This window comes from Thalassotalea litorea (assembly GCF_043642205.1).
Lineage (GTDB): Bacteria > Pseudomonadota > Gammaproteobacteria > Enterobacterales > Alteromonadaceae > Thalassotalea_A > Thalassotalea_A litorea.
In genome coordinates this window covers 24,629-46,525 of sequence record NZ_JBHZSG010000013.1, presented here as the reverse complement: position 1 = coordinate 46,525, position 21,897 = coordinate 24,629, and the positions used below count along the sequence as shown (strand labels likewise).

The window sequence follows — 21,897 nt, the reverse complement described above, 5'->3', positions numbered from 1 at the left end:
TAGAAGCTGTGGTCCGGTTGTCGAATAAGGCTTATCTTGTTATCTTTGCTGCGTTCAATACGCAATATCGATAATAACAAGAAACAATGTTGCTAATTTTACGAAATTAAACGGATGATTGAAAGTACCCTGATAAATGTGGTGCAATATATGCCACTCAAATTCGCCATTCTATTTTGGTAATAATGTAATTTATGACTCTACCTATTGCGCGTCCAACCCCGAGCCTGCTCTCTGCAACACGTATCTCAGGCTTAAAACAATGGCGTTTAATCTTACAAGCCGCATTAATTTCGACCACATTGAGTGCCTGTGCGCTATTTAGTCAGCCCCCCGAACCGCAAAGCGTTGCCGCGCAAAAACTGCGTCAACAGCAAATGACAGAAATTAGCGAATGGCTGGTAAAAGGCAAAATTGCATTTATGCAAGGCTCTGAACGCAAAAGTGCCAACCTCTATTGGCGTCACGATCAAGATCAGGTGATGCTAAATTTAACCACGTTTCTTGGTGTAAACGTGTTAACCCTATCTTCGATTGATTCCGGTTATGAATTAAAAATCGATGGTAAACGCTACACCGGTGAACAGTTACAGCCTTTATTAGCGGGCATTTCCGGTATTCAATTGCCTGTAGATGATCTGACGTACTGGATAAAAGGTGCAAAAGCGAAACCTCAGGATGCATTATTTTTTAATTCGGAAAATGGTTTACCGGCCAGAATTCAGGCACGGCGTGATAATCAACTGTGGCAAATTGATTACCAGGCATTTACCAAAGTAGATGATCATTACATGCCCAGTAAATTAACCCTAAAACATGGCCAGCTCACGATCAAACTGGCAATTTCTGACTGGCAACTCGATTGATAGAGCCTGGCGAACAAAATCTATGAATACATCACTCTCTTTTTCGTCGGTGGCAAAAATAAATCGATTTTTGCACATCACCAATCAACGCGCCGATGGTTATCATGAGCTGGAAACCGTTTTTCAGTTTCTCGATTTCGGCGACAAGCTCACATTCACACGTCGTGACGATAACAACATCACCTTAACGCCAGAAATACCAGGGGTGCCACTTCAGGAAAACCTGATTTACCGAGCCGCACTATCGTTGAAAAATGCAATTCAAGAGCACTGTGCATTGACACATAGTTCAGCCCCCCTGGGTATGGATATTGTGCTGGAAAAGAAGTTACCCATGGGCGGTGGCTTAGGCGGTGGTTCATCGAATGCGGCAACCACTCTACTGGCATTGAATAAAATTTGGGATTTGCGCCTGAGCCGACAAAATCTGGCCGACATTGGCTTAGCGCTGGGAGCAGATGTGCCGATTTTTGTTCACGGTCACAGTGCGTTTGCCGAAGGCGTCGGGGAAATCATTACCCCGGTCAACATTGACTGTCCGGTATTTTTAATTACTGTGCCTTCGTGCCATATATCCACCGCCAGTATATTCCAACATCCGGATTTGCCTCGTCACACCAAAAAACTGACGACACAGCAAAGAGCCCACCTGGATCTACAGGCGTGCCATAATGACTGTGAAAAATTAGTCACTAACCTGTATCCCGAGGTTGCCAAATTAATGGCTTGGTTGTTAGAATACGCCCCGTCTCGACTGACCGGTACAGGTGGTTGTATTTTTTCCAGTTTTACCTCGCTGGAAGAAGCCAGACAAGTACAGTCGAAACTGCCTCCTGATGTGCGTTCATTTATCGCCAATGGGGTAAATTCATCACCGGTTCTGGCCGAGCTTGAACGGGTGAGTTAAGAATATTTGGGGTATAGCCAAGCGGTAAGGCAGCGGGTTTTGATCCCGTCATTCCAAGGTTCAAATCCTTGTACCCCAGCCAATTTGCGAGTTGCATGCAACTCGCAAATAACAACACCAGGCAATATTCGTAAGAAAGTTGTCTGCGTGTAATATCACATTAAAACTTAGTTTTAATGTACTAACATTAATGATGTCTAAGTTTCTGAGGAACAGACAGTGCCTGACATGAAGATTTTTGCGGGTAATGCCACCCCTGAACTGGCTAAGAAAATTGCAGACCGCCTTTATATCGGAATTGGCGATGCAAAAGTTGGCAGTTTCAGTGATGGCGAAATCAGCGTTGAAATTACCGAAAACGTCCGTGGCGCGGACGTATTTATTATCCAATCTACTTGTGCACCAACTAACAATAACCTAATGGAATTGATCGTCATGGTCGATGCATTACGTCGGGCTTCTGCCGGCCGTATTACCGCGGTTATGCCCTACTTCGGTTATGCTCGTCAGGACCGTCGCGTTCGCAGTGCTCGTGTTCCTATCACCGCAAAAGTTGTTGCGGATTTCCTGTCCAGTGTTGGTGTTGACCGGGTACTAACCGTTGACCTGCATGCGGAGCAAATCCAAGGCTTCTTTGACGTTCCGGTAGACAACGTTTTTGGCTCACCAATTCTTTTAGAAGACATGTTAAATAAAGATTTGGAAAATCCGGTTGTGGTTTCTCCGGATATCGGTGGTGTTGTTCGTGCACGCGCCGTAGCCAAACTGCTTGATGACACAGACTTAGCGATTATCGATAAGCGTCGTCCGAAAGCGAATGTTTCTCAGGTAATGCATATCATTGGTGACGTTGAAGGTCGCGATTGTATTATTGTTGATGACATGATTGATACCGGCGGTACACTTTGTAAAGCGGCTGCGGCTCTGAAAGAGCACGGTGCTCGCCGTGTATTTGCCTATGCAACTCACCCTATCCTTTCCGGTAATGCTGCCGAAAACATTGCCAACTCAGAAATCGATGAAATGATCGTTACCGATTCCATCCCATTGAAACCTGAAATTCAAAAACTGGATAAAGTTCGTCAATTAAGCCTTGCCGGCATGCTTTCTGAAGCCATCCGCCGTGTGAGTAATGAAGAGTCTATTTCGGCAATGTTTAAAGCCTAACCTCAGGTTTTAACTGGCGATATTCAATATTTTTAGAAAAAGCACGCATCCGGCGTGCTTTTTTATTTTTAGGGTGTGAAATTTCTCAACAAAGTGTTATCATGCCGCGCCTTTTTAGCAATAGGATCTGTCCTTTGTTGAAAAGCCCCCTTCTGCGGAAGGGTTAGAGATTATTTTTTGGTCGCGAAAAATAATTAAATTTTACTTTAAATTGAGTACATTACTATGGATTTATTCACATTAGATGCTGAAGTGCGTACTGACATGGGGAAAGGTGCGAGCCGCCGCCTACGTCATGCGAACAAAGTTCCAGCTATCGTTTACGGTGCAGGCCAAGAGCCAGTATCTATCACTCTTGCGCACAACAAAGTTTTCCGTGCACAGGAAGAAGAAGCGTTTTACTCGCACGTATTAACGTTGAACATCGGCAAAGACCCGGTTGAAGTTGTAATCAAAGATATGCAACGTCACCCATTCAAGCCGCAAATCATGCACATGGACTTCTTGCGTGTTGATGCTAAGAAAGAGCTACACACGAATGTTCCTCTACACTTCATCAACGAAGACGTAGTTGCAAAAACTGGTGCGGTTATCACTCACTCTGCGAACGAAATCGAAGTAACCTGTTTACCAGCAAACCTTCCTGAGTTCATCGAAGTTGACGTGAAAGACTTGGAAATTGGTCAAACTATTCACTTATCAGACATCGCGCTTCCAAAAGGCGTAACATCTGTTGAGTTGTCAAAAGGTGAAGACCACGACCAGGCTGTTGTTACAGCTAGTGCTCCTAAAGGCGGCAGCGGCAGTGATGACGATGCAGCTGATGAAGCAAGCAGCGAAGAAACCACTGAAGAATAATCGCTGAGGAATCTCCTTGACGACTAATATTCAATTGGTTGTGGGCCTGGGTAATCCAGGCCCCGAATACTCCAAGACTCGCCATAATGCTGGTGTCTGGTTCGTAGAAGAACTCGCCCGCATGCATAATATTACCCTGTCTCCGAACACTAAATACTTTGGCCTTTATGGCAAAGGCTTAATTGCCAATCAATTAGTACACCTGCTGATCCCAACCACATTTATGAATCGTAGCGGTCAATCTGTGGCGGCACTGGCTAATTTTTTCAAAATTCCGGTTGCCGATATTCTGGTTGCTCACGATGAGCTGGATCTCGATCCCGGTGTGGTAAAAATTAAGCAAGGTGGCGGACATGGTGGCCACAATGGTCTGCGCGACATTATCGCGCGTATGGCAAACAATAAAGATTTTTATCGGTTGCGGATTGGCATTGGCCATCCGGGACACAGAGACCGGGTGACAGGGTTTGTATTGGGTAAAGCACCTCAAGCCGAACAAGGTCTGCTCGATCAGGCAATAGACGAAGCCAGCCGTTGTTTTTCAATCTGGCTTGAGCAAGATCTTAAAAAAGCCCAAAACCGACTTCACACTTTCAAAGCGACAAGCTGATTATCTACAGGAATTTATCATGGGATTTAAATGCGGTATTGTTGGATTACCTAATGTTGGCAAATCTACCCTGTTTAACGCACTGACCAAAGCGGGCATCGAAGCCGCAAACTTTCCGTTCTGTACCATAGAACCAAATACCGGGGTTGTTCCGGTACCGGACCCTCGTCTGGATAAACTGGCAAAGATTGTAAATCCAGAACGTGTTATTGCTACCACGATGGAATTCGTTGACATCGCCGGTTTGGTTGCGGGCGCGTCAAAAGGTGAAGGTCTGGGTAATAAGTTCCTGGCTAACATCCGCGAAACAGACGCCATCGGTCACGTTGTGCGTTGTTTTGAGAACGATAATATTGTTCATGTCTCGGGTAAAGTGGATCCTGTTGAAGATATTGATGTTATCAATACTGAGCTTGCCCTTTCGGATATGGAAACCGCGGAACGTGCCATCCAGCGTCAGGCAAAACGCGCCAAAGGTGGCGATAAAGATGCAAAATTTGAAATCCCGGTTTTAGAAAAAATTCTAGCTCATGTTGAACAGGGCGAAATGATCCGCTCTTTGGATTTAAGCAAAGAAGAAAAAGCTGCGGTTGCCTACCTTAACTTTTTAACCGCCAAACCAACCATGTACATTGCTAATGTCAATGACGATGGCTTTGAAAATAACCCATACCTTGACCAGGTGCGTGCAATTGCCGAAAAAGAAGGGGCGGTTGTCGTACCTGTCTGCGCGGAAATCGAAGGCGAACTTGCTGAGATGGACGAGGAAGATCGCGTTGAATTTATGGCAGAGATGGGCTTAACCGAGCCTGGTCTTAACCGCGTTATTAATTCTGGCTACAGCCTGTTGCACTTGCAAACCTATTTTACCGCTGGCGTTAAAGAAGTTCGCGCCTGGACCGTAAAAGTTAACGCAACCGCACCACAAGCGGCTGGTGTTATCCATACTGACTTTGAAAAAGGTTTCATCCGTGCCGAAGTGGTAGGATATGACGATTTCGTTGAGTGTAATGGTGAATCCGGTGCAAAAGAAGCCGGTAAATGGCGTTTGGAAGGTAAGGACTACCTTGTAAAAGACGGCGATGTGGTTCACTTCCGTTTCAACGTTTAACGGATAAAACCTTCTCGACAACAACCGGCTTGATGCCGGTTGTTTTGTTTTGAACGGTTTTTAATAATACCAATCACATTAAATTATTGCTCACTCAGTGAGAATTTAAAGGCTTTTAGGCAAGGCTTTGATTGCAGAGAATGGTCGCTCCATTGTCAAAATCAGTAACGCAGCATAAATGCCTTTAAAACTCACCCGCAGGGAGTTAGTGAGAGGCCCATTTACTGCCCTATATTTCATTAATATAGAATGACTATATCAATAAAATCTATGTTGTAAATGAACCTCGGCCCTAACTCTGAGTTGTGCACAAACTTAATGTGATTGGTATAAACCGCTTCTGGCAATCCTTGTGACGACGTAGCTCTTTTCGCTCTCACTTTCAGCTTTCAGCTTTCAACTACACCCTCTGGCATATCTCCTACATCCAGAAAATTCTAGGTGTTTTCAACTCCGTTTATTTTGATTTATTTTCGTTAAAAGATGGAAAAATCAAGCCATTGGATTATTTTTAATAAGCATAGTAATGAGAAAAGCGTAGCGATTTCATCAGCTATCAAAAAGAGTTATTAAAATCCAACACCAAATGGCTAATGGCATTTGCTAAAGATGCAATCGGCTAAACATGTCACGTGAAAAAATGTCATTGGTTTACAGAGTGACACAATGAATCACGACGTTGGCATTTTATTATCTTATCTATTCCCCTATAAATTGGATGCTGGGGTTATGCATTACATAAACGCAATGTTGCAACCGGAAACCGCAACTGAGCCGAAATATTCAGGTGTGATATGAAAACCTTAACATCCACGTTCGCCCTACTCGCATTGTCCTCCTCGTTGCAGGTATTTGCCAATGAAAGCGATGGTCCGACGGTATTACTCTGGGGCGACACTCATCTACATACCAATTTATCCCCAGATGCCTACGTTAACAAGAACACCAATGTCGATCCCGATACCGCTTACCGATTTGCCAAAGGCATGCCGGTAATGTCTGATGACACTAGAGCGAAAGTTAGATTGCATACACCCTTAGATTTTCTGGCAGTAACCGATCACGCAGAGTACGCCGGTGTACCCAAAATGCTTTGGGATGGTGATGAAGAATTATCAAAAACGAAAACCGGTGCACGTTATATCGAGATGATTAAAGATGGCAAAGGCACCGACGTATTCTTTGAATTAATTGCCGACGTTAATGCCGCTAAACCTAATATGGAACTACATAGTCAACGGGTACGGGATACGGTCTGGAAACAAATTTACGAGGCAGCAGAAAAACATAACGAACCGGGCAAATTTACCGCCTTGATCGGTTGGGAGTGGAGTTCATTGCCAAATGGTTCCAACTTACACCGAGTCGTGTTTATGCCGGAAGATGCGTCCGTGGCGGAAAAATTTACCCCCTACAGCGCGTTTGAAAGTGACCGCCCGGAAGATTTGTGGAATTGGCTGGAAAAAACGGCGGAAGAAACCGGGGCAAATTTTGTTGCGATTCCACATGGCTCCAACATTTCCAATGATCTAATGTTCCAAAACGTCGACAGTGATGGTAATGCCATCACCAAAGAATACGCGAAAACCCGTATTCGCTGGGAACCCGTTATCGAAATCACCCAAATTAAAGGGGATTCAGAAACCAAGAGCGAGTTGTCTCCGGATGATGAATTTGCCGATTTCGAAACCTATGAACACTTAATTAAAGTCGGTGGCACAGAGGAAGAAAGAGAAGCAGATCCTGCGGCAAGTTACGTGCGCAGTGCCCTTATGCGAGGATTGGAAATCGAGCAAAACGTTGGCGTAAACCCTTATAAGGCAGGTCTTGTCGGTTCAACTGACGCACACACAGGCCTTGCAAGTTCCGAAGAGGATAACTTCTGGGGTAAATTTTCTATTGATTCAAAACCAGAAGGCAAAGATCTCGAAGGGGCGCCAGGCGTAACGGGTTGGGATATGTCAGCATCGGGTTTGGCTGCGGTGTGGGCTAAGGAGAATACCCGTGAAGCCATTGTCGAAGCATTTAAGCGCAAAGAAGTTTATGGTACGTCAGGACCGCGAATCAAGCTTAGAGTTTTTGCCGGCTATGACTTTAAAGACAACGATGCCGAATCTGCGGATTTAGCCAACATTGGCTATGACAAAGGCGTTCCTATGGGTAGCGATTTACCTCCTGCGGGTAAACGCGATAACCCAAAATTGTTGATTCAGGCGGTAAAAGACCCTGTTGATGCAAATCTCGACCGAGTACAGGTTGTTAAAGGTTGGGTTGATGATTCCGGTAAAGCTCAAGAGAAAGTTTATAACGTCGCCTGGTCAGGTGAACGCAAACAATCCAGCGATGGCAGCATCGAGGCAGTTGGTAATACCGTTGACATGGATACTGGGTTGTATACCAATGACATAGGTACCGAGCAGTTAACCGTTGTCTGGGAAGATGTGGATTTTGATCCTGATATGCGAGCCTTTTACTATGTCCGGGTTCTGCAAATTCCAACGCCTCGTCATACACTCTTTGATGCATTGGCGTTAGGCATTGAGCACCCCGAAGAATACGATGCAGTGATCCAGGAACGCGCCTACAGTTCACCGATTTGGTATACCCCTAAATAGCGGGCGAATCGATAATAATCTGGGGGTTGCTTCAAAGGAGCTGTACAAGCCCCATAAAATGGTTACACCAGTGTTGCAAAAGATGCAGTAAACGCGGTTATATTATGTCAGATTAAGTTAAATCTGGGAGGGGCTATTTAGCCATCGTTGCAAGATGCCATTCCCACATTCATCAATAAAATAACAAGGTATATGATGATTTCTCAACTATTTCGCGAGCCACTGCTGCACTTCCTGCTCTTGGGAGGATTCATTTATTGGGCCTTTGAGGCGTCATCTAATGATAGCACTGACACCATATTGGTGGATAAAAAAAATCTGCTGACCTTTATGCAGTACCGCTATCAGGCTTTTGACCCGCAACAGGCAGACAAGACATTTAACAACCTCCCCCCGGAAAAATTGCAGGCGCTTATCAAGGAATATACCCAAGAAGAAGCATTGTATCGCCAGGCACTGTCATTAAACCTCGACAAAAATGACTACATCATTAAAAAACGCTTAATCCAGAAAATGGAGTACATCGCTGAAGATTTTAACCTGCCAGATAATGCAGATAACCCGGATAATGAGCAAACCCTGATTGCTTACTTTAACGGACATCAACAAGACTACGTTCAGCCTGACTACATTACCTTTACTCACCAGTTTTTTTCCAATGACAGCAAAACAACATCATTATCTGCACAACAACGAGCTTTACAGGCACTGGATCAATTAAATAATGGCGATAGTGGCTCAAAAGCCATCAAACAAGATTTATTTATGTACAACCGACACTATGCAGAGCGCCCACAATCTTTGGTCGCCAGCCATTTTGGTGATCCCTTTGCACAACAGTTATTTACCCAAACCACGGTAAATGAAGCGCTTTGGCAAGGCCCGTTTGAATCTCCTCATGGGTGGCACATTGTTAAAGTGTTCAAACGCCAACCTGAAAAATATCCTGAATTTGCGGAAATAAAAGCACAGGTCAAAGAAGACTATTTACGAGAGCAACTACGTCAACAAAAACAACAATCCATAGAAAAAATTGTCGACCAATATCAGACAAAGGTTGAACTGTGAATCATACCTACCATCAAAACAATCTGAGTCGATTTATCGCTGATCAGCTAAAAACACCAGTGCTTATCCTATTGGCGTTTTGGCTGATAGCATCAGCACAAGTATTTGCCCATGAATCTCGCCCCTTGTATATCAAGATTGTTCAGGACGATAAGGCCAGCTACACCCTAAACTGGCGCTCACCACAAAGTCTGAGCTGGGACAATCAACCGAACATTTTGCCCCCGGAAAATTGCCAATTTAATCAATCAAAGGCAAACATAACCGCTGCAGGCATTTATCAAATGCAATTGCGCTGTGATGCATTCACAGACCATGATGTGTTTACCATCGACTACCCATTTGCCAACCCATCAATCAGCAGCCTGATTGACATTCAATTGTTAGCGCAGCCAAAACAAACGGTGTTGTTAGGCCCAGAACAAAAAACCTGGCGACTAATCTCTTCTACAGGCTCCGATAAAAGTTGGTTTGCTTATGGCGAATTGGGGGTCAAGCATATTTGGATGGGCATTGATCATCTGTTGTTTGTCGGATGCCTGATATTTTTTGCCCGCGGCTGGCGCAAATTATTTTGGACGATAACCGGATTTACCCTAGCCCATTCCATAACACTTGGACTGACCAGTCTTGGTCTAATCCGAGTCAATATCGTCCCTATCGAAGCGATTATTGCACTGTCGATCATATTTCTTGCGGTAGAGTTAACCAAACCCAAAGACACCACCCTAACCTGGCGCTATCCGGCAATCGTGGCGATCAGTTTTGGCCTATTGCACGGGTTTGGCTTTGCGTCTGTATTGAGCGAAATCGGCTTACCCGAACAAGATAAGATATTGAGTTTGTTGTTTTTCAATCTTGGCATTGAAGTGGGACAATTAGTGTTTATTGCACTGATATTTCTTATTGCATGGCCCTTTAAAAACATCACTCATGCAAACAAACCGAACGAGGAGGTCGTTGATTTAAGCCGTTATTATCGACTCGCAGCCTATTTTATTGGGCCAATAGCCGCATTTTGGTTCTGGCAGCGGCTCGCACAGTTCTAAAACACATTTAGTGGCATTGCTATAAGACTATTTTTCAAAAACAATCGGTTGCTTCACCGAAGTTGGCAGCTTGTGTACATAATACTGCTCAATTTCATTACGTTTGAGTTTTAATGTTGGGGTCAGAAGTTCATTTTCTGGTTTCCAGGAATGCAAACAAACCATGATGTAATCGAGCCGTTGATGACTCTCTAACTCCGCATTTACCTGTTCCAGTAACGTTGTTAAAAGAGTGACTTGCTCAGCCTGAGATTGCGGCGCATTTTCACTCATAACCACCAAGGCGATGGGCTGTTTCATACCCGAACCTATCACACAGGCTTGTTCTAACGCGCTATTACTCAACAATAATCGCTCTATCGGTACCGGTACCACATATTTCCCTTTCGCCGTTTTAAATTGCTCTTTAATCCGACCAACAATTTTAAAATCGCCGTCGCCACTCATTTCGCCCTTATCTCCGGTATGGAACCAGCCATCGGTAAACGCTTGTTCGGTCGTTTCTGGCGCAAGGTAATACTCGCTAAACACCGCATCGCCACGGATCATGATCTCCTGTTCAGCGGAAAGTTTCATCTCAACACATGGCAGAGCTTTACCAATGGTACCGATACGCTTTTCATCGAATGGCAAATTACCACAGGACAACCCTGAGGTTTCCGTCATACCCCAACCTTCACCAATATTCATTCCCAGGCGTTGATACCATTTTAACAACTCCTCGGATACCGGCGCACTGCCACAGCCAAATACCTGAACCTGTTCCAGACCGAGTTTGGTACGAATTTTTTTTGCAACGAGTTTGCCAATTATCGGTAGTGATAACAGCAGATTCAGTTTCTTTTCGGGCATGGCTTTAAGGATTTGCGCCTGGAACTTCACCCACAGTCGTGGCACCGATAAAAAGAAGGTCGGTTTAGCATGTTGAACATCATCAATGAACGTATCTAAGTTATCGATAAAGAATACTTGCAGTGGTAACTCGTAAGCGATCCCTTCAATCAGTCCCCGCTCAGTAATATGTGCCAGAGGTAAATAAGACACCACTCGTTGTGGCCCGGCATCAGCGATGCCAATAACATCCACGGCAGCTTTGGCAGCTGCAGCAATATTTTTAAAGGAGATAACGACGCCCTTTGGGTTACCGGTGGTCCCTGATGTATAGCAAATGGTCATCGTATCCGATAAGTCTGGCGTTGCAATGTCCTGCAAGGGTTGATGACTGGCAAGTTGCTCATCCCAGGTTTGGTGATTCTTCCCGGAAAAATTGGCTAGTTCCGGATATGGCATGGAGATGGTGGGCAATTCATCACTAAGTACTTGTTGTAGCGGCTGGTAATCATCTAAGCGACCGACAAACAAGGCCTTCATATCGCTATGGTCAATGACATAACTGATGGTTTTATCACCGGCCGTGGCATAAATAGGCACAGATATCATCCCCGCCATCATGATGGCAAGATCGGCAATAAACCAGTGAGCACAGTTTTTTGAAATGATCCCAACCCTGTCTCCGGCTACTAATCCCTGGCTTTGCAGTGCCTTGGCGATTGTTCGCGCTTGGTGTTCAACATTGCTAAAACTGTATTGTTGCCAACTTCCAGCAACCGGCTGATTTAAAAACGTTTTATCAGAATTTTGTTGACTATGCAGCAAAAAGCGTTGCAAGGAAGATTGATAAGCCATTGGCATTCCTTTAGATGAATTTTTATTAAGTATATAAACAACATACTCTTAATGCAGGGTGTTAGACAAGACCGACCATAGGAAAAGGCGGTTGATTGCAATCTTGTTGCTCTTCGGGAGTCAAAACCTAATACACTGCGCGCATTAGCTCTCAGAGGATGGAAGCGATGTTAACCAAGGTTTCATGACAATCAAAGTTATCCGCCGAACCTTGTATCGATTGTATTATGTTCTCGGTAATAGCGCTGGTGCGGTCTTTATCAATGACATTTGACTATCTACAGAGGCTATCAACAGCAGCTATCTACACCACTTATACCAATCACATTAAGTTTGGGCACAACTCAGAGTTAGGGCAGAGGCTCAGTTACAACATAGATTTTATTGATATAGTCATTCTATATTAATGAAATATAGGGCCGTAAATGGACCTCTGGTAAACTCCCTACGGGTGAGTTTTAAAGGCGTTTGGACTACGTTACTGATTTTGGCTGATTTTGAAAGCGGAATAACCATTCTCTGCAATCAAAGCCTTGTCTAAAAGCCTTTAAATTCTCACTGAGTGAGCAATAATTTAATGTGATTGGTATTAGTCTTGCCCCTTTCCTTTAGCCAACAAAAAAGGCAGCCTAAGCTGCCTTTTTTTCAGAATTTTTTTGCTTATAACGCTTTAACGTTTTCCGCTTGAGGACCTTTTTGGCCTTGAGTTACTTCAAACTCAACTTGTTGACCTTCAACAAGAGTTTTACGACCTGTACCTTGGATAGCACGGAAGTGAACGAAAACATCCGGACCTTCAGATTGCTCAATAAATCCAAAACCTTTATCGTCGTTAAACCATTTTACTTGACCTGTGCGAACATCAGACATTATGTGTATTCCTAAATTTCTAAATTAATATTTCAGGCTCCAATTAAGGAGCTTCCTAGCTTATTGATGTATGTGTTTAATATGTCGAGATGTATGTACTACTTAGAACGATAAACCGAGATAAAACGTATAGCATTTTCAAGCTTGCCCGTTCAGTATACAGCTTTTAAAAATGGACACAAGATTTTCAACCATGAAAAGTGTGTGAAATTGTTGATTTCATTGACTTGTCATAAATGTTTCATAAATTAAACCGACTCGTTCCAGGCTCATTTATGGATGATAAAGATCCACAATTGAGCATCTAAAACCGTGTGGAAATTGAAATCTCACACGCCAATCTCCAGCACAAGTTTATATCGGCTAACACCGCCCATTATAGGATGGAAATGGATGAGCAAACTTATGTTGGGTTTCGATCTATCGAGGTCAGAAAAATATGCACTAGACTTGGATCAAGTAATGCCTAACTTCAATGCTGGCATTGCTGCATATTCCAAATTCAGGAGAAAAATATATGGATATTCAAAAACCGTTACAAACCCTTGCCAGCCTTGCCCGAGGCGTTGATCCGATATCAAAGCAAGCATTTGCAAAAGATTCACCTTACAACCATCCACAAATCATTCGCGATTTATTCAGCTGTGTCGATTACATTAATGAACGGGCACAGCGAGTAAGAATGACTCCGGAGCAAATCAAACAGAAAAATATTGATAAGGGCTTACCGATTAATTGCGGCATGCCCTGGACACAGGATCTTAAGCATCAATTGGCGGAGCAATTTCGTCAAGGACGCTCCGTTAAGGAACTGGCAAGTCATTTCCAGCGCACCCATGCATCGATTAATGCTGAGTTAAAACGCCAGGGACTGATCACAGAAGGTGCCGCGCCACCATTCTAATGTCGCCAAATCGATTTAATCATGCGAAATATCCGGGTTTTGCCATTGCAATGCTGAAAATACCTGTTGCCACTGTGTATCCAAAGACGCCCGGATATTTATTTTCTGCCGTGTTATTGGATGAATAAAATCCAACTGCCAGGCATGGAGCATTAATCGTCGAAACCCAAAATGCTTACCAAAAAATGGATTTTGCTTGTTATCACCATAATTGATATCACCCAACATTGGATGACGCAAGTGCGCCATATGGCGCCTTAATTGATGCCGGCGCCCGGTTTTAGGTTTCAGTTTTAGCAACGAGTATCGAACCGTTGGAAATTTACCCAACGGGACAGGTAAACTTGCCTTAGCCAGGGTTTCATATTCACTTGTCGCTTGTTGAGCAGGCTTATCCTCACTGACAAATCTATCCCCCAATTTATCAAGCTTTTCTTTTAAAGGATGATCGATAATGCCCGAATCAGGGGTAAAGCCACGACACATGGTGATGTAGGTCTTCTGGATACGATTGTCACTAAACTGCTCGCCCATCAATCGTGCGACGTCTTGCGATAAACCAAACAGCAACACTCCTGATGTCGGTCGATCTAATCGATGCAAAGGATAGACATATTGACCTATCTGATCGCGCACCAGTTGCAAAGCGAAATACTTTTCGTGGCGGTCCAGATAAGAGCGATGCACAAATAATCCTGCCGGTTTATTAACGGCAACCAAATAGTCATCCTGATAAAGGATTTCAAGAACCGGAGCCGGCTCCGACGGTTCATCACTGTCTACGGCATCTGTACTTTGTTTATCCAAGCGTTGTTTATCAGCGGTCATTAGCCTAGTTTCCAATTTTCATTTGTCATCACTTAAGATTGACAATACAGGGTTTGCTGACGTTGACCGGACAGCAGTTCATCAATATCGGCAATGACATTGATCAATGCCGCTATCTTATCACCGTGCGCTTTAAACGATTCTTCCGCCATAGGACACAGGCTGATTTGAGTTGGCAGGGGTGAATTTGCCGCAAGCATTGCGGAAATTTTAGGGATAAAGATAAACTGCAGCCATTGTTCAAATGTTAAGGTGTCGACACAAAATGGTTGTGTCGATAACAATCGCTCAGGTTCCGGCGCGTGTTTTTGCCACAGGGACAATGTCTGTAATTGAGCTTCTAGATGCGTTAATAAATTAACCAATTGCTGGTTTTTGTTCATGACCACTTCACAACAGGAATGTTTGCCGCCAATTATACCTGCGCGCGATTCCCTTGGGCAACCTGCCATGGGACACAATCAAAATTGCAGGTGTACTCAATACCGGGAGTTGCTATAATCGCGCCCACGAATTTAGTCATCCATACGCAGTTATACGTCGTCACTTATGTCGAAAATTGATACCCTATCCGAGCTGTTGCAGCTTTCCCAAAGCAACTACAAAGTATTTGACCTTGGCCGTAAAGTCGAAAAAATCTCCAAGTCAGATTTTGAGCGTATGGAGCAGGCAATGATGCCTTACCCTTCACCATTACAGGGTCACGCGCACCTGGCCGTAGTTTTTTGGCAAAAACGCCCGGATAAACCTTATATTTGGTTTATTAAACTGCCTTTGGATGAGCGTGGATTGCTAAATCAGGCGGCTCGCAATCATTTTATCGCCATCATCATCGATGCACTGGGTAACGATCTAAGTGTTGATCCGACAGAGCAGCAAGAAGAGCTATTGAAAAGCAATCCTTATCATTTCACCCCTTCGCAATATAAGTTAGCGGCGCTCAATGCAACGCTAAAGCAGGAATTTAAGCAGCCAGCTTCTCAATATTACGAACATTGTCACCTGTATTTTACCGGTGCGCTGGGTTGGGAAACCTGGCAAGGAATCGGCGTACAAGGGTTATGTGATTATGCCGCCCGCATCGATGAAAATGACAACGCCCAGCATTTACAAACAGCCTTGCAGCATATTCCTGAGCAAGTATTCACACCTTTGAGTGCTGCCCTTGAAAATCAAAAACTTCCCTTAATTCTAATGCGCGAATTGTCAGCACTGGCAAATACACATTTACAACAATCTGATGTAAATACCAATCAACTGAGTGCGATAGTCCGTGCAATGAGTAGTAATGCGTTAAATCAATATTTTTGGGATTTAGTGGATACCTTGATTAGTGATAAACGCTGTCAGCAGTTAGAGATTTTCGTGGCGATATCGGGTCGAGGCTGGATGGCCCTGGCCGATTATTCTCGGATGCAACGTTTTCTCGAAGCCGCTGTTGAATTTATGGATCAACCCACATTCTTTGCCCTATTCCAGGATCTGGTAGCACTCCCAATGATTCGTCCCATTCTGTTACAGGTAATTCGCTCTCAAGACCGAAGTAAAGCGCTGGAGCGAGCCATTGGAGAATTATTTCAAAGCATGCAGACGCAAGCGAATAGACAAGGATAAACGTTATGGCAGAAATTTATGTAGGCTTGGTTGGTTTTGTCATTATCTGGTATTTATTTTTTCTGCGCAAAGTCGCAGAAACGGCGCGTTTGTTTGCCAAAAAACACTGCAACCAACAAGGCCTGCAGTTTATCTCCATTGCCCGCACGTCATCCCGTTGGGCAGTAAACAAGCGCCAGGGCTTGCATCTGGTTAGTGTGTTCGAATTTGAGTTTTCTGGTGATAACTTATCTAGCTATGTCGGCACGGTACAAATGCGTGGCAATCGCTTAGAACAGATTGAATTACCGCCTTATAGTATTTCTTAAGACCGCTCCGATACTCCATGGTCACATCAGAGATTGAAGCATGGAGATTAATGGTTTAAACGCATTAATCTCCGCCGAGAACTGAAATCCTGCATCCGCAACATAAAGCGTTGCTTCGAGAAAAAGCTGCAGTAAATCTTATCTGAATTGACAATAATTTTTTGTGCATTGAAATATTCAAAGCTAAAAACGGTCCAGAGTTCCGGGTTCTTACCATATTGAAGTAAATGAGATTGGCTAGCGCTATTGTGTTATATTAGTTCCAAGATATTATCTATTAGCAACATACGCTCATCCGAGTAAGTTACTTGATGTTATAAATACTACCTGTTAGAAAATTTACAGCACTAAACAAGCGAATACTGATAACAATACCCACAAATTGTTCTCTCTTTAGATTAAATTTCCGTAATTCAATTTCAATGAGAATAATTCATGCCATCATAAATAAACTGAATACAGTCGATAAAGTAAAAGTTAGACCGAAACTTAGTTTTTGGTCATAGTTTTAAAAAGTAGAGCCTGTAAATAATTTTGTGTAACTACCTTCAATCAATGCCCTATGAGGGTCAATGGAATGAAGAACATGAATAAAAAAGAACTAGAAGCGTGCGCATAAGTACCATTAGAACTCCATAACTTCTAATTTGCTTTAGGCTTCATTTATATATTTTTAAATTTCCATATCTCAACATTTCCACCGTTCACACGTTCAAGGGACGAGGTTTCCCTCCCCTTGATTACATTTCTTAATTATTGAGAGAAAAAATGAAAATCGCCATCATAGGGGCTGGTAATGCTGGCTCTGCTTGTGCGTTTATGGCTGCCGAAGCAGGACATAAAATCAGATTATTGAAAACTTCAAATCACGTTGCTCATGACGAGCATTTTGAAAAAATGGTCGAAAATAAAGGTATCTATTGCATCGACAATACAAAAACAGGGAATTTTACCGATAGCGCGGACGATGTCGAAAAAACATTTCAACCATTAGAAATAATTACAAGAAACCCTAAAGAAGCTATTGAAGGGGCAGATGTAGTTATGATTTTTATTCAAACTACATATCATCCTGCATTAGCTGAAAGAGTCGCAAAATATTTTCAGGATGATCAATTGGTCATATTAATTCCAGGGTATGCAGGTAGCATTTATTATAGTAAGTATTGCGATAACAACCCAATATTTGCAGAAGGAGAATCAACACCTAACGATGCAAGAGTGATTGAACCTGGCACGGTAAAAGTGTTATTTAAAAACGCCAGAAATTCATTGTCTTTTTTCCCTGCTACAAAAACTGCACGTGGCATGGCAATTGCTGCCAATCTATTTCCTGCCTACCACATTAATAAGAAAAGTGTTCGAAAACATATCTTCGAATCGGCGCTACATAATCCTAATATTATTGTTCATACCGTGGGGCTATATGTCATGTATCCAATGCTTGAGTATTGTGCAAAACATCACCCTGACGAAGTGCCGTATATGTATCGGGATGCGCTTTCAACTGACATGGCATGGCTAATGATAGAAAAGCTAGATGCAGAAAAAACGGCGGTGTTAAGTGCTCTTGGTTGTGAGCCAACGCCTTACCTAGAAGCCTGCCTATTTAGAAATGAAGAAGATTTAACACAAGACCCTAAAGAAGTTTTTGAAAGCTACAAAATATCATCACCTCCAGGCCCCTATAGTTTTGATAATAGATACGTAACGGAAGATGTCCCTATGGGACTGGTTTTACTATCTTCGTTAGGTGTGAAATTAGGTATTAATACGCCGGAATGTAATCGTTTGATCGAGATGTGCGGTGGGCTTTTAGCAAGAGATTTTTTTAAAGAAGGAAGAACACTCACTTCTTTAGGGCTCGGTGACTTAACAAAGAAAGAGCTATTACATTTTATAGAAGAAGGAAGCACCAATTCAGAGCCGGTTTCCGTTGAACTTACCTGATATATGGCTCTTTCAAAGGTCGACTCGATGCTGTTTGATTCAATCACAAATGACATCGTTGATAAGGGATATAGTATTAGCCATTATGCTTTACCTAACGAGTTAACCACCTTGTTATTACAACATATCGCAACATTACCCAAAGGAAGCTATAAAAGAGCGGGAATTGGCAGAGCTAAAGAACATGCAATTAGTGACTTTATTCGCACCGATGAAATCTCTTGGATAACAAATAACAGTAAAGCTACTTGTGCGTGGATAGAATGGACAAAGTCACTCCAGAATCACCTAAACAGACGTTTATTTCTTGGTTTGTTTTCTTTTGAAAGCCACTTTTCCCTTTACACTAAAGGCGATTTTTATAAGAAGCACAAAGACGCCTTTAAAGGTGAAGGTAACCGTGTGGTATCTATTGTGGTTTATCTTAATAAAAATTGGTCTGTTGCTGATGGTGGGGAGTTGGTGATTTATGAAAACAAATCACCATCAGCATTTGTGGCTGATCATAGGATAGCTGCTGTAATGCCCAGTTTGGGCACTATTGTAGCGTTTTTAAGTGAAGAATTTCCACATGAAGTATTACCGTCAGAAAGTGACCGCTACTCTATTGCAGGCTGGTTTCGAATAAATAACAGTATTTCTAATAAGGTTGACCCACCAAGTTAATGTTAAATCACGCTGACTGGATATTATTTTCTGGAGGAATAAGTAATTGCCTAAATTGAATGACAAGCTTCATGTGATCAGTGAATTAACTGATGTCGATAATGAACTTACTCCGTTAAAAGAAATGGCCGACAGAGAATGCACAGCTACTTATGGGTTAACAGGGATGGTTTACAGACCACATTTAGATGCCTATATGCAAGGGTGTATAAAGAAGGCTGAAATATTAGCTTGTTTAAAAAGACAAAGTATTTTGCCTTTGTCAGAGGTCGAGCTTATTAGTTCAACGTTAGATAGTATGCATAAGGGGGCAAGAAATCATGCCATCGTTGAATATAAAGGAGATCATTATCAACGTATATTTTTACCATTAAAACTAAGTAAGTCAGGTAAGACTGTACAAAAATGGGCTAAAATATGGCTTTTACAACAAGATGATGGAAAAGTTGACTTGCAATGGAAATGTCAAGTGAAAGAGATTTGGCCAACCTATTTTTTGATTAGAATAAGCGATTTATAATTTAGGTAGGGCTGATTTTTGAATTATAGATTGGTTCATTACAAATATTACGGGTGAATCGACCAGATTTTCTTAGACACAATTGCGTAATAAACTTTGTGTCCTAGGGGGATAAATGGTGCCGACTCGGTTCGGGCATCGTCGACAATTGCTCCTGCATTGTTCTACTTACATACATCCATGTATTAATGCTTCACTCTACCTCCTCCATCACTGGAGTCGTGCCGGAGATACTCCGACAGTCGAACAAGCACAAAAAAGCCCCAGCAAACGCTGGGGCTTTTGTATGAATGGTGCCGACTGCCGGAGTCGAACTGGCGACCTACTGATTACAAGTCAGTTGCTCTACCAACTGAGCTAAGTCGGCACACAAAACTGTGTGCGATAAAAGAAAGAAACTTTCTACTTTTATCTTGGCACCGAGTTACTGTCATCTACTTTTAGAAACAATAACTTTTAAAAATGGTGCCCAGAGGCGGAATCGAACCACCGACACGGGGATTTTCAATCCCCTGCTCTACCGACTGAGCTATCTGGGCAAATATGTTTAAAGGGCAATCCCCTGTTGTCCTTGAGGACGGGCGCTATTAAACGTTTTTTCGTGCGCCCCGTCAACCCCTTTTTTTACTATTTTTTTCTGTTCGCTCAATTTAAAAGCAAGGTGCGCTTTTAATAAACAATAATTTACAGGAATATTACTTTTGCGGGGTATAACCTTCAATTTCAGGCTCTTTCCCTTCAAACAGGAACGCCACCATCGTTTCTTCCAAATACTTACGGTCTTCGGCATTCATCATCGACAGCTTGTGTTCGTTGATCAGCATAGTCTGCTTCTTCTGCCACAAGGTCCAGGCGGTTTTACCTATGTTGTCAAAGATTCGTTTACCAATTTCACCCGGGTAAAATTGAAAATCCAAACCGTCATCTTCTTTTTTTAAATGTTGGCAAAATACCGTACGACCCATTATGTGCTCTCTTTGCTGGTTGTTAACTTGGCTAATAAGGTTTTGCTTGATGCGGCCAAACCTATATCGGCACCGTGTTGCAGATGGTACCAAAGCTGGCCTTGGTGATCATTAATAATTGTCGGTTGTTTGTGGATTTGCAATTTTACCGGCACAATATCCAGATGAAAATGGCTAAACGTATGGCGAAACTCATCTAATATTTCCTGAGAATTCACTTCCAGACCGAGGTTTTTGCCAATATCGATGATTTGTTCAGGTCGTTCCGCTTCGTAAAAACTCCACAGCCCTCCCCAAATACCCGACTGCGGACGCTTATACATCAGTACCTGGTCACCATCAGTAAACATTAACATGTAGGTGCGTTTTATTGGTTTTGCTTTTTTCGGCTTTTTACCTGGGTATTCATCCGTTGTGCCGCTGCGCTGCGCTTTGCAGTCTTTGGCAACGGGACATGCTTCACAACGAGGCTTACCGCGGGTACAAACCGTTGCTCCCAGGTCCATCATCGCCTGATTGTAATCCGCCGCCCCATCATTAGGTGTTAATTTTTCACTAAATGCCCATAGCGCCTTTTCAAATTTACTTTGTCCCGGGTAACCCGATTCGGCAAAATACCGGGCAAGTACCCGTTTAACATTACCATCAAGGATTGGATGGGACTGGTTGAGCGATAGCGACAATATAGCACCGGCGGTGGAGCGGCCAATGCCCGGCAATGCAATCACAGATTCAATATCTTGTGGGAACTCACCATCATAGTCATCACGAATTATCTTCGCCGCTTTATGCAGGTTTCGAGCTCTGGCGTAATAGCCAAGACCGGTCCAGTGATGTAAGACGGAGTCTTCATCGGCGTTGGCCAAATCCACGACAGTAGGGAATGACTCCATAAACCTTTGATAATAAGGGATGACTGTTGCGACTTGAGTCTGTTGCAGCATAATTTCAGAAATCCAGACTCGGTAAGGAGTTTTGTTTTGCTGCCAGGGAAAATGTTTACGCCCCTGGTCTTTAAACCAGGACAACACGAGTGAGCTAAACGACATACATTCTACAATTTTGTTTTTGCATCATTGTACCTGTAACGCATTATCGCGCCAATAGTGCTTGACCCGCTATTGGTGTTTTTAAGTCGTGATGTTTGATCAGGTTTATTAATCAGTTTTTCATATCAAGCGTTTAAACGTTGTCTGTCGCCCTTTTGACCCATCCCGGTTTACTTGAGTTTTGAATGCAAAACAAAGATAATACGCGGCGCCTTAAAGCGCTATGCTTAGTATGGGAATACGCCAAATCATTGCTTATTCTTGCGTACATATACAGGCTTAACCC

General features: G+C 43.1%; 21 protein-coding genes and 3 tRNA genes. 16 read left to right on the top strand and 8 right to left on the bottom strand.

From position 1 onward, the window contains the following. Positions 1-194 precede the first annotated feature (194 nt). The 10 genes from lolB (at position 195) to ACHUFQ_RS08470 (ending at position 10,251) form a co-directional block, all read left to right on the top strand. Positions 195-866 (top strand): lipoprotein insertase outer membrane protein LolB, encoded by a 672-nt coding sequence (gene lolB / locus ACHUFQ_RS08515; protein ID WP_394174716.1) that lies wholly within the window; start codon positions 195-197, stop codon positions 864-866. 22 nt (positions 867-888) lie between these two features. Beyond that, the gene (gene ispE / locus ACHUFQ_RS08510) at positions 889-1,773 is read left to right on the top strand and encodes a 4-(cytidine 5'-diphospho)-2-C-methyl-D-erythritol kinase (protein ID WP_394174714.1); all 885 of its coding nucleotides are present in this window, start codon (positions 889-891) and stop codon (positions 1,771-1,773) included. Positions 1,774-1,780: 7 nt separating this feature from the next. Beyond that, a tRNA-Gln gene (locus tag ACHUFQ_RS08505) sits at positions 1,781-1,855 on the top strand. Between the two features lie 137 nt (positions 1,856-1,992). Further along, entirely contained in the window at positions 1,993-2,940 is a 948-nt protein-coding gene (locus ACHUFQ_RS08500; RefSeq protein ID WP_394174712.1) for a ribose-phosphate pyrophosphokinase, read from the top strand. Between the two features lie 225 nt (positions 2,941-3,165). Continuing rightward, the gene (locus ACHUFQ_RS08495; RefSeq protein ID WP_394174711.1) at positions 3,166-3,798 is read left to right on the top strand and encodes a 50S ribosomal protein L25/general stress protein Ctc; all 633 of its coding nucleotides are present in this window, start codon (positions 3,166-3,168) and stop codon (positions 3,796-3,798) included. A gap of 16 nt (positions 3,799-3,814) precedes the next feature. Beyond that, on the top strand, positions 3,815-4,408 hold the full coding sequence (gene pth, locus ACHUFQ_RS08490; RefSeq protein ID WP_394174710.1) for an aminoacyl-tRNA hydrolase: 594 nt from the start codon (positions 3,815-3,817) through the stop codon (positions 4,406-4,408). 19 nt (positions 4,409-4,427) lie between these two features. Next, positions 4,428-5,519, top strand: a complete 1,092-nt coding sequence (gene ychF / locus ACHUFQ_RS08485; protein WP_394174709.1) for a redox-regulated ATPase YchF — start codon at positions 4,428-4,430, stop codon at positions 5,517-5,519. 794 nt (positions 5,520-6,313) lie between these two features. Further along, positions 6,314-8,134 carry a DUF3604 domain-containing protein gene (locus ACHUFQ_RS08480; RefSeq protein WP_394174707.1) on the top strand — a complete coding sequence of 607 codons (1,821 nt, stop codon included), beginning with the start codon at positions 6,314-6,316 and terminating at the stop codon, positions 8,132-8,134. Between the two features lie 195 nt (positions 8,135-8,329). Further along, positions 8,330-9,202, top strand: coding sequence for a peptidylprolyl isomerase (locus ACHUFQ_RS08475; protein WP_394174706.1), 873 nt, complete (start codon positions 8,330-8,332; stop codon positions 9,200-9,202). Continuing rightward, the gene (locus ACHUFQ_RS08470; protein ID WP_394174704.1) at positions 9,199-10,251 is read left to right on the top strand and encodes a HupE/UreJ family protein; all 1,053 of its coding nucleotides are present in this window, start codon (positions 9,199-9,201) and stop codon (positions 10,249-10,251) included. Before ACHUFQ_RS08475 ends, ACHUFQ_RS08470 begins: the two co-directional genes overlap by 4 nt. Before the next feature lie 27 nt (positions 10,252-10,278). Here the strand turns inward: ACHUFQ_RS08470 and ACHUFQ_RS08465 are convergent, their stop codons facing one another. Next, positions 10,279-11,937, bottom strand: a complete 1,659-nt coding sequence (locus ACHUFQ_RS08465) for an AMP-binding protein (RefSeq protein WP_394174703.1) — start codon at positions 11,935-11,937, stop codon at positions 10,279-10,281. Positions 11,938-12,597: 660 nt separating this feature from the next. Next, a complete protein-coding gene (locus ACHUFQ_RS08460; protein WP_394174701.1) occupies positions 12,598-12,807 on the bottom strand; it encodes a cold-shock protein in 210 nt (69 codons plus the stop codon). A gap of 517 nt (positions 12,808-13,324) precedes the next feature. Between ACHUFQ_RS08460 and ACHUFQ_RS08455 the strand changes: the two genes are divergently transcribed. Continuing rightward, complete coding sequence (locus tag ACHUFQ_RS08455; RefSeq protein ID WP_394174700.1) at positions 13,325-13,711, top strand: hypothetical protein; 387 nt, start codon at positions 13,325-13,327, stop codon at positions 13,709-13,711. Positions 13,712-13,726: 15 nt separating this feature from the next. Here ACHUFQ_RS08455 and truC read toward each other — a convergent pair whose 3' ends face one another. Both truC and ACHUFQ_RS08445 read right to left on the bottom strand, forming a co-directional pair. Next, positions 13,727-14,539 (bottom strand): tRNA pseudouridine(65) synthase TruC, encoded by an 813-nt coding sequence (gene truC / locus ACHUFQ_RS08450; protein WP_394174698.1) that lies wholly within the window; start codon positions 14,537-14,539, stop codon positions 13,727-13,729. A gap of 32 nt (positions 14,540-14,571) precedes the next feature. Further along, positions 14,572-14,922 carry a YqcC family protein gene (locus ACHUFQ_RS08445; RefSeq protein ID WP_394174696.1) on the bottom strand — a complete coding sequence of 117 codons (351 nt, stop codon included), beginning with the start codon at positions 14,920-14,922 and terminating at the stop codon, positions 14,572-14,574. A gap of 166 nt (positions 14,923-15,088) precedes the next feature. Between ACHUFQ_RS08445 and ACHUFQ_RS08440 the strand changes: the two genes are divergently transcribed. From ACHUFQ_RS08440 to ACHUFQ_RS08420, 5 genes are all read left to right on the top strand, one after another. Next, positions 15,089-16,153: a DUF3549 family protein gene (locus ACHUFQ_RS08440; RefSeq protein ID WP_394174695.1), complete on the top strand. Its 1,065-nt coding sequence runs from the start codon at positions 15,089-15,091 to the stop codon at positions 16,151-16,153. Positions 16,154-16,158: 5 nt separating this feature from the next. Next, positions 16,159-16,461, top strand: a complete 303-nt coding sequence (locus tag ACHUFQ_RS08435; RefSeq protein WP_394174693.1) for a DUF3301 domain-containing protein — start codon at positions 16,159-16,161, stop codon at positions 16,459-16,461. A 768-nt stretch (positions 16,462-17,229) separates the two neighbouring features. Continuing rightward, positions 17,230-18,411: an NAD/NADP octopine/nopaline dehydrogenase family protein gene (locus tag ACHUFQ_RS08430; protein ID WP_394174691.1), complete on the top strand. Its 1,182-nt coding sequence runs from the start codon at positions 17,230-17,232 to the stop codon at positions 18,409-18,411. Positions 18,412-18,438: 27 nt separating this feature from the next. Beyond that, positions 18,439-19,077, top strand: coding sequence for a 2OG-Fe(II) oxygenase (locus ACHUFQ_RS08425; protein ID WP_394174690.1), 639 nt, complete (start codon positions 18,439-18,441; stop codon positions 19,075-19,077). Positions 19,078-19,123: 46 nt separating this feature from the next. After that, positions 19,124-19,597, top strand: a complete 474-nt coding sequence (locus ACHUFQ_RS08420) for a hypothetical protein (protein WP_394174688.1) — start codon at positions 19,124-19,126, stop codon at positions 19,595-19,597. Between the two features lie 291 nt (positions 19,598-19,888). Here ACHUFQ_RS08420 and ACHUFQ_RS08415 read toward each other — a convergent pair. The 4 genes from ACHUFQ_RS08415 to mutY form a co-directional block, all read right to left on the bottom strand. Further along, positions 19,889-19,964 (bottom strand) — tRNA-Thr (locus tag ACHUFQ_RS08415). Positions 19,965-20,060: 96 nt separating this feature from the next. Then, positions 20,061-20,136, bottom strand: a tRNA-Phe gene (locus ACHUFQ_RS08410). 156 nt (positions 20,137-20,292) lie between these two features. Then, positions 20,293-20,562: an oxidative damage protection protein gene (locus ACHUFQ_RS08405; RefSeq protein ID WP_138318154.1), complete on the bottom strand. Its 270-nt coding sequence runs from the start codon at positions 20,560-20,562 to the stop codon at positions 20,293-20,295. Then, the gene (gene mutY / locus ACHUFQ_RS08400; RefSeq protein ID WP_394174686.1) at positions 20,562-21,611 is read right to left on the bottom strand and encodes an A/G-specific adenine glycosylase; all 1,050 of its coding nucleotides are present in this window, start codon (positions 21,609-21,611) and stop codon (positions 20,562-20,564) included. The genes ACHUFQ_RS08405 and mutY overlap by 1 nt, the downstream gene beginning before the upstream one ends. Positions 21,612-21,897 lie beyond the last annotated feature (286 nt).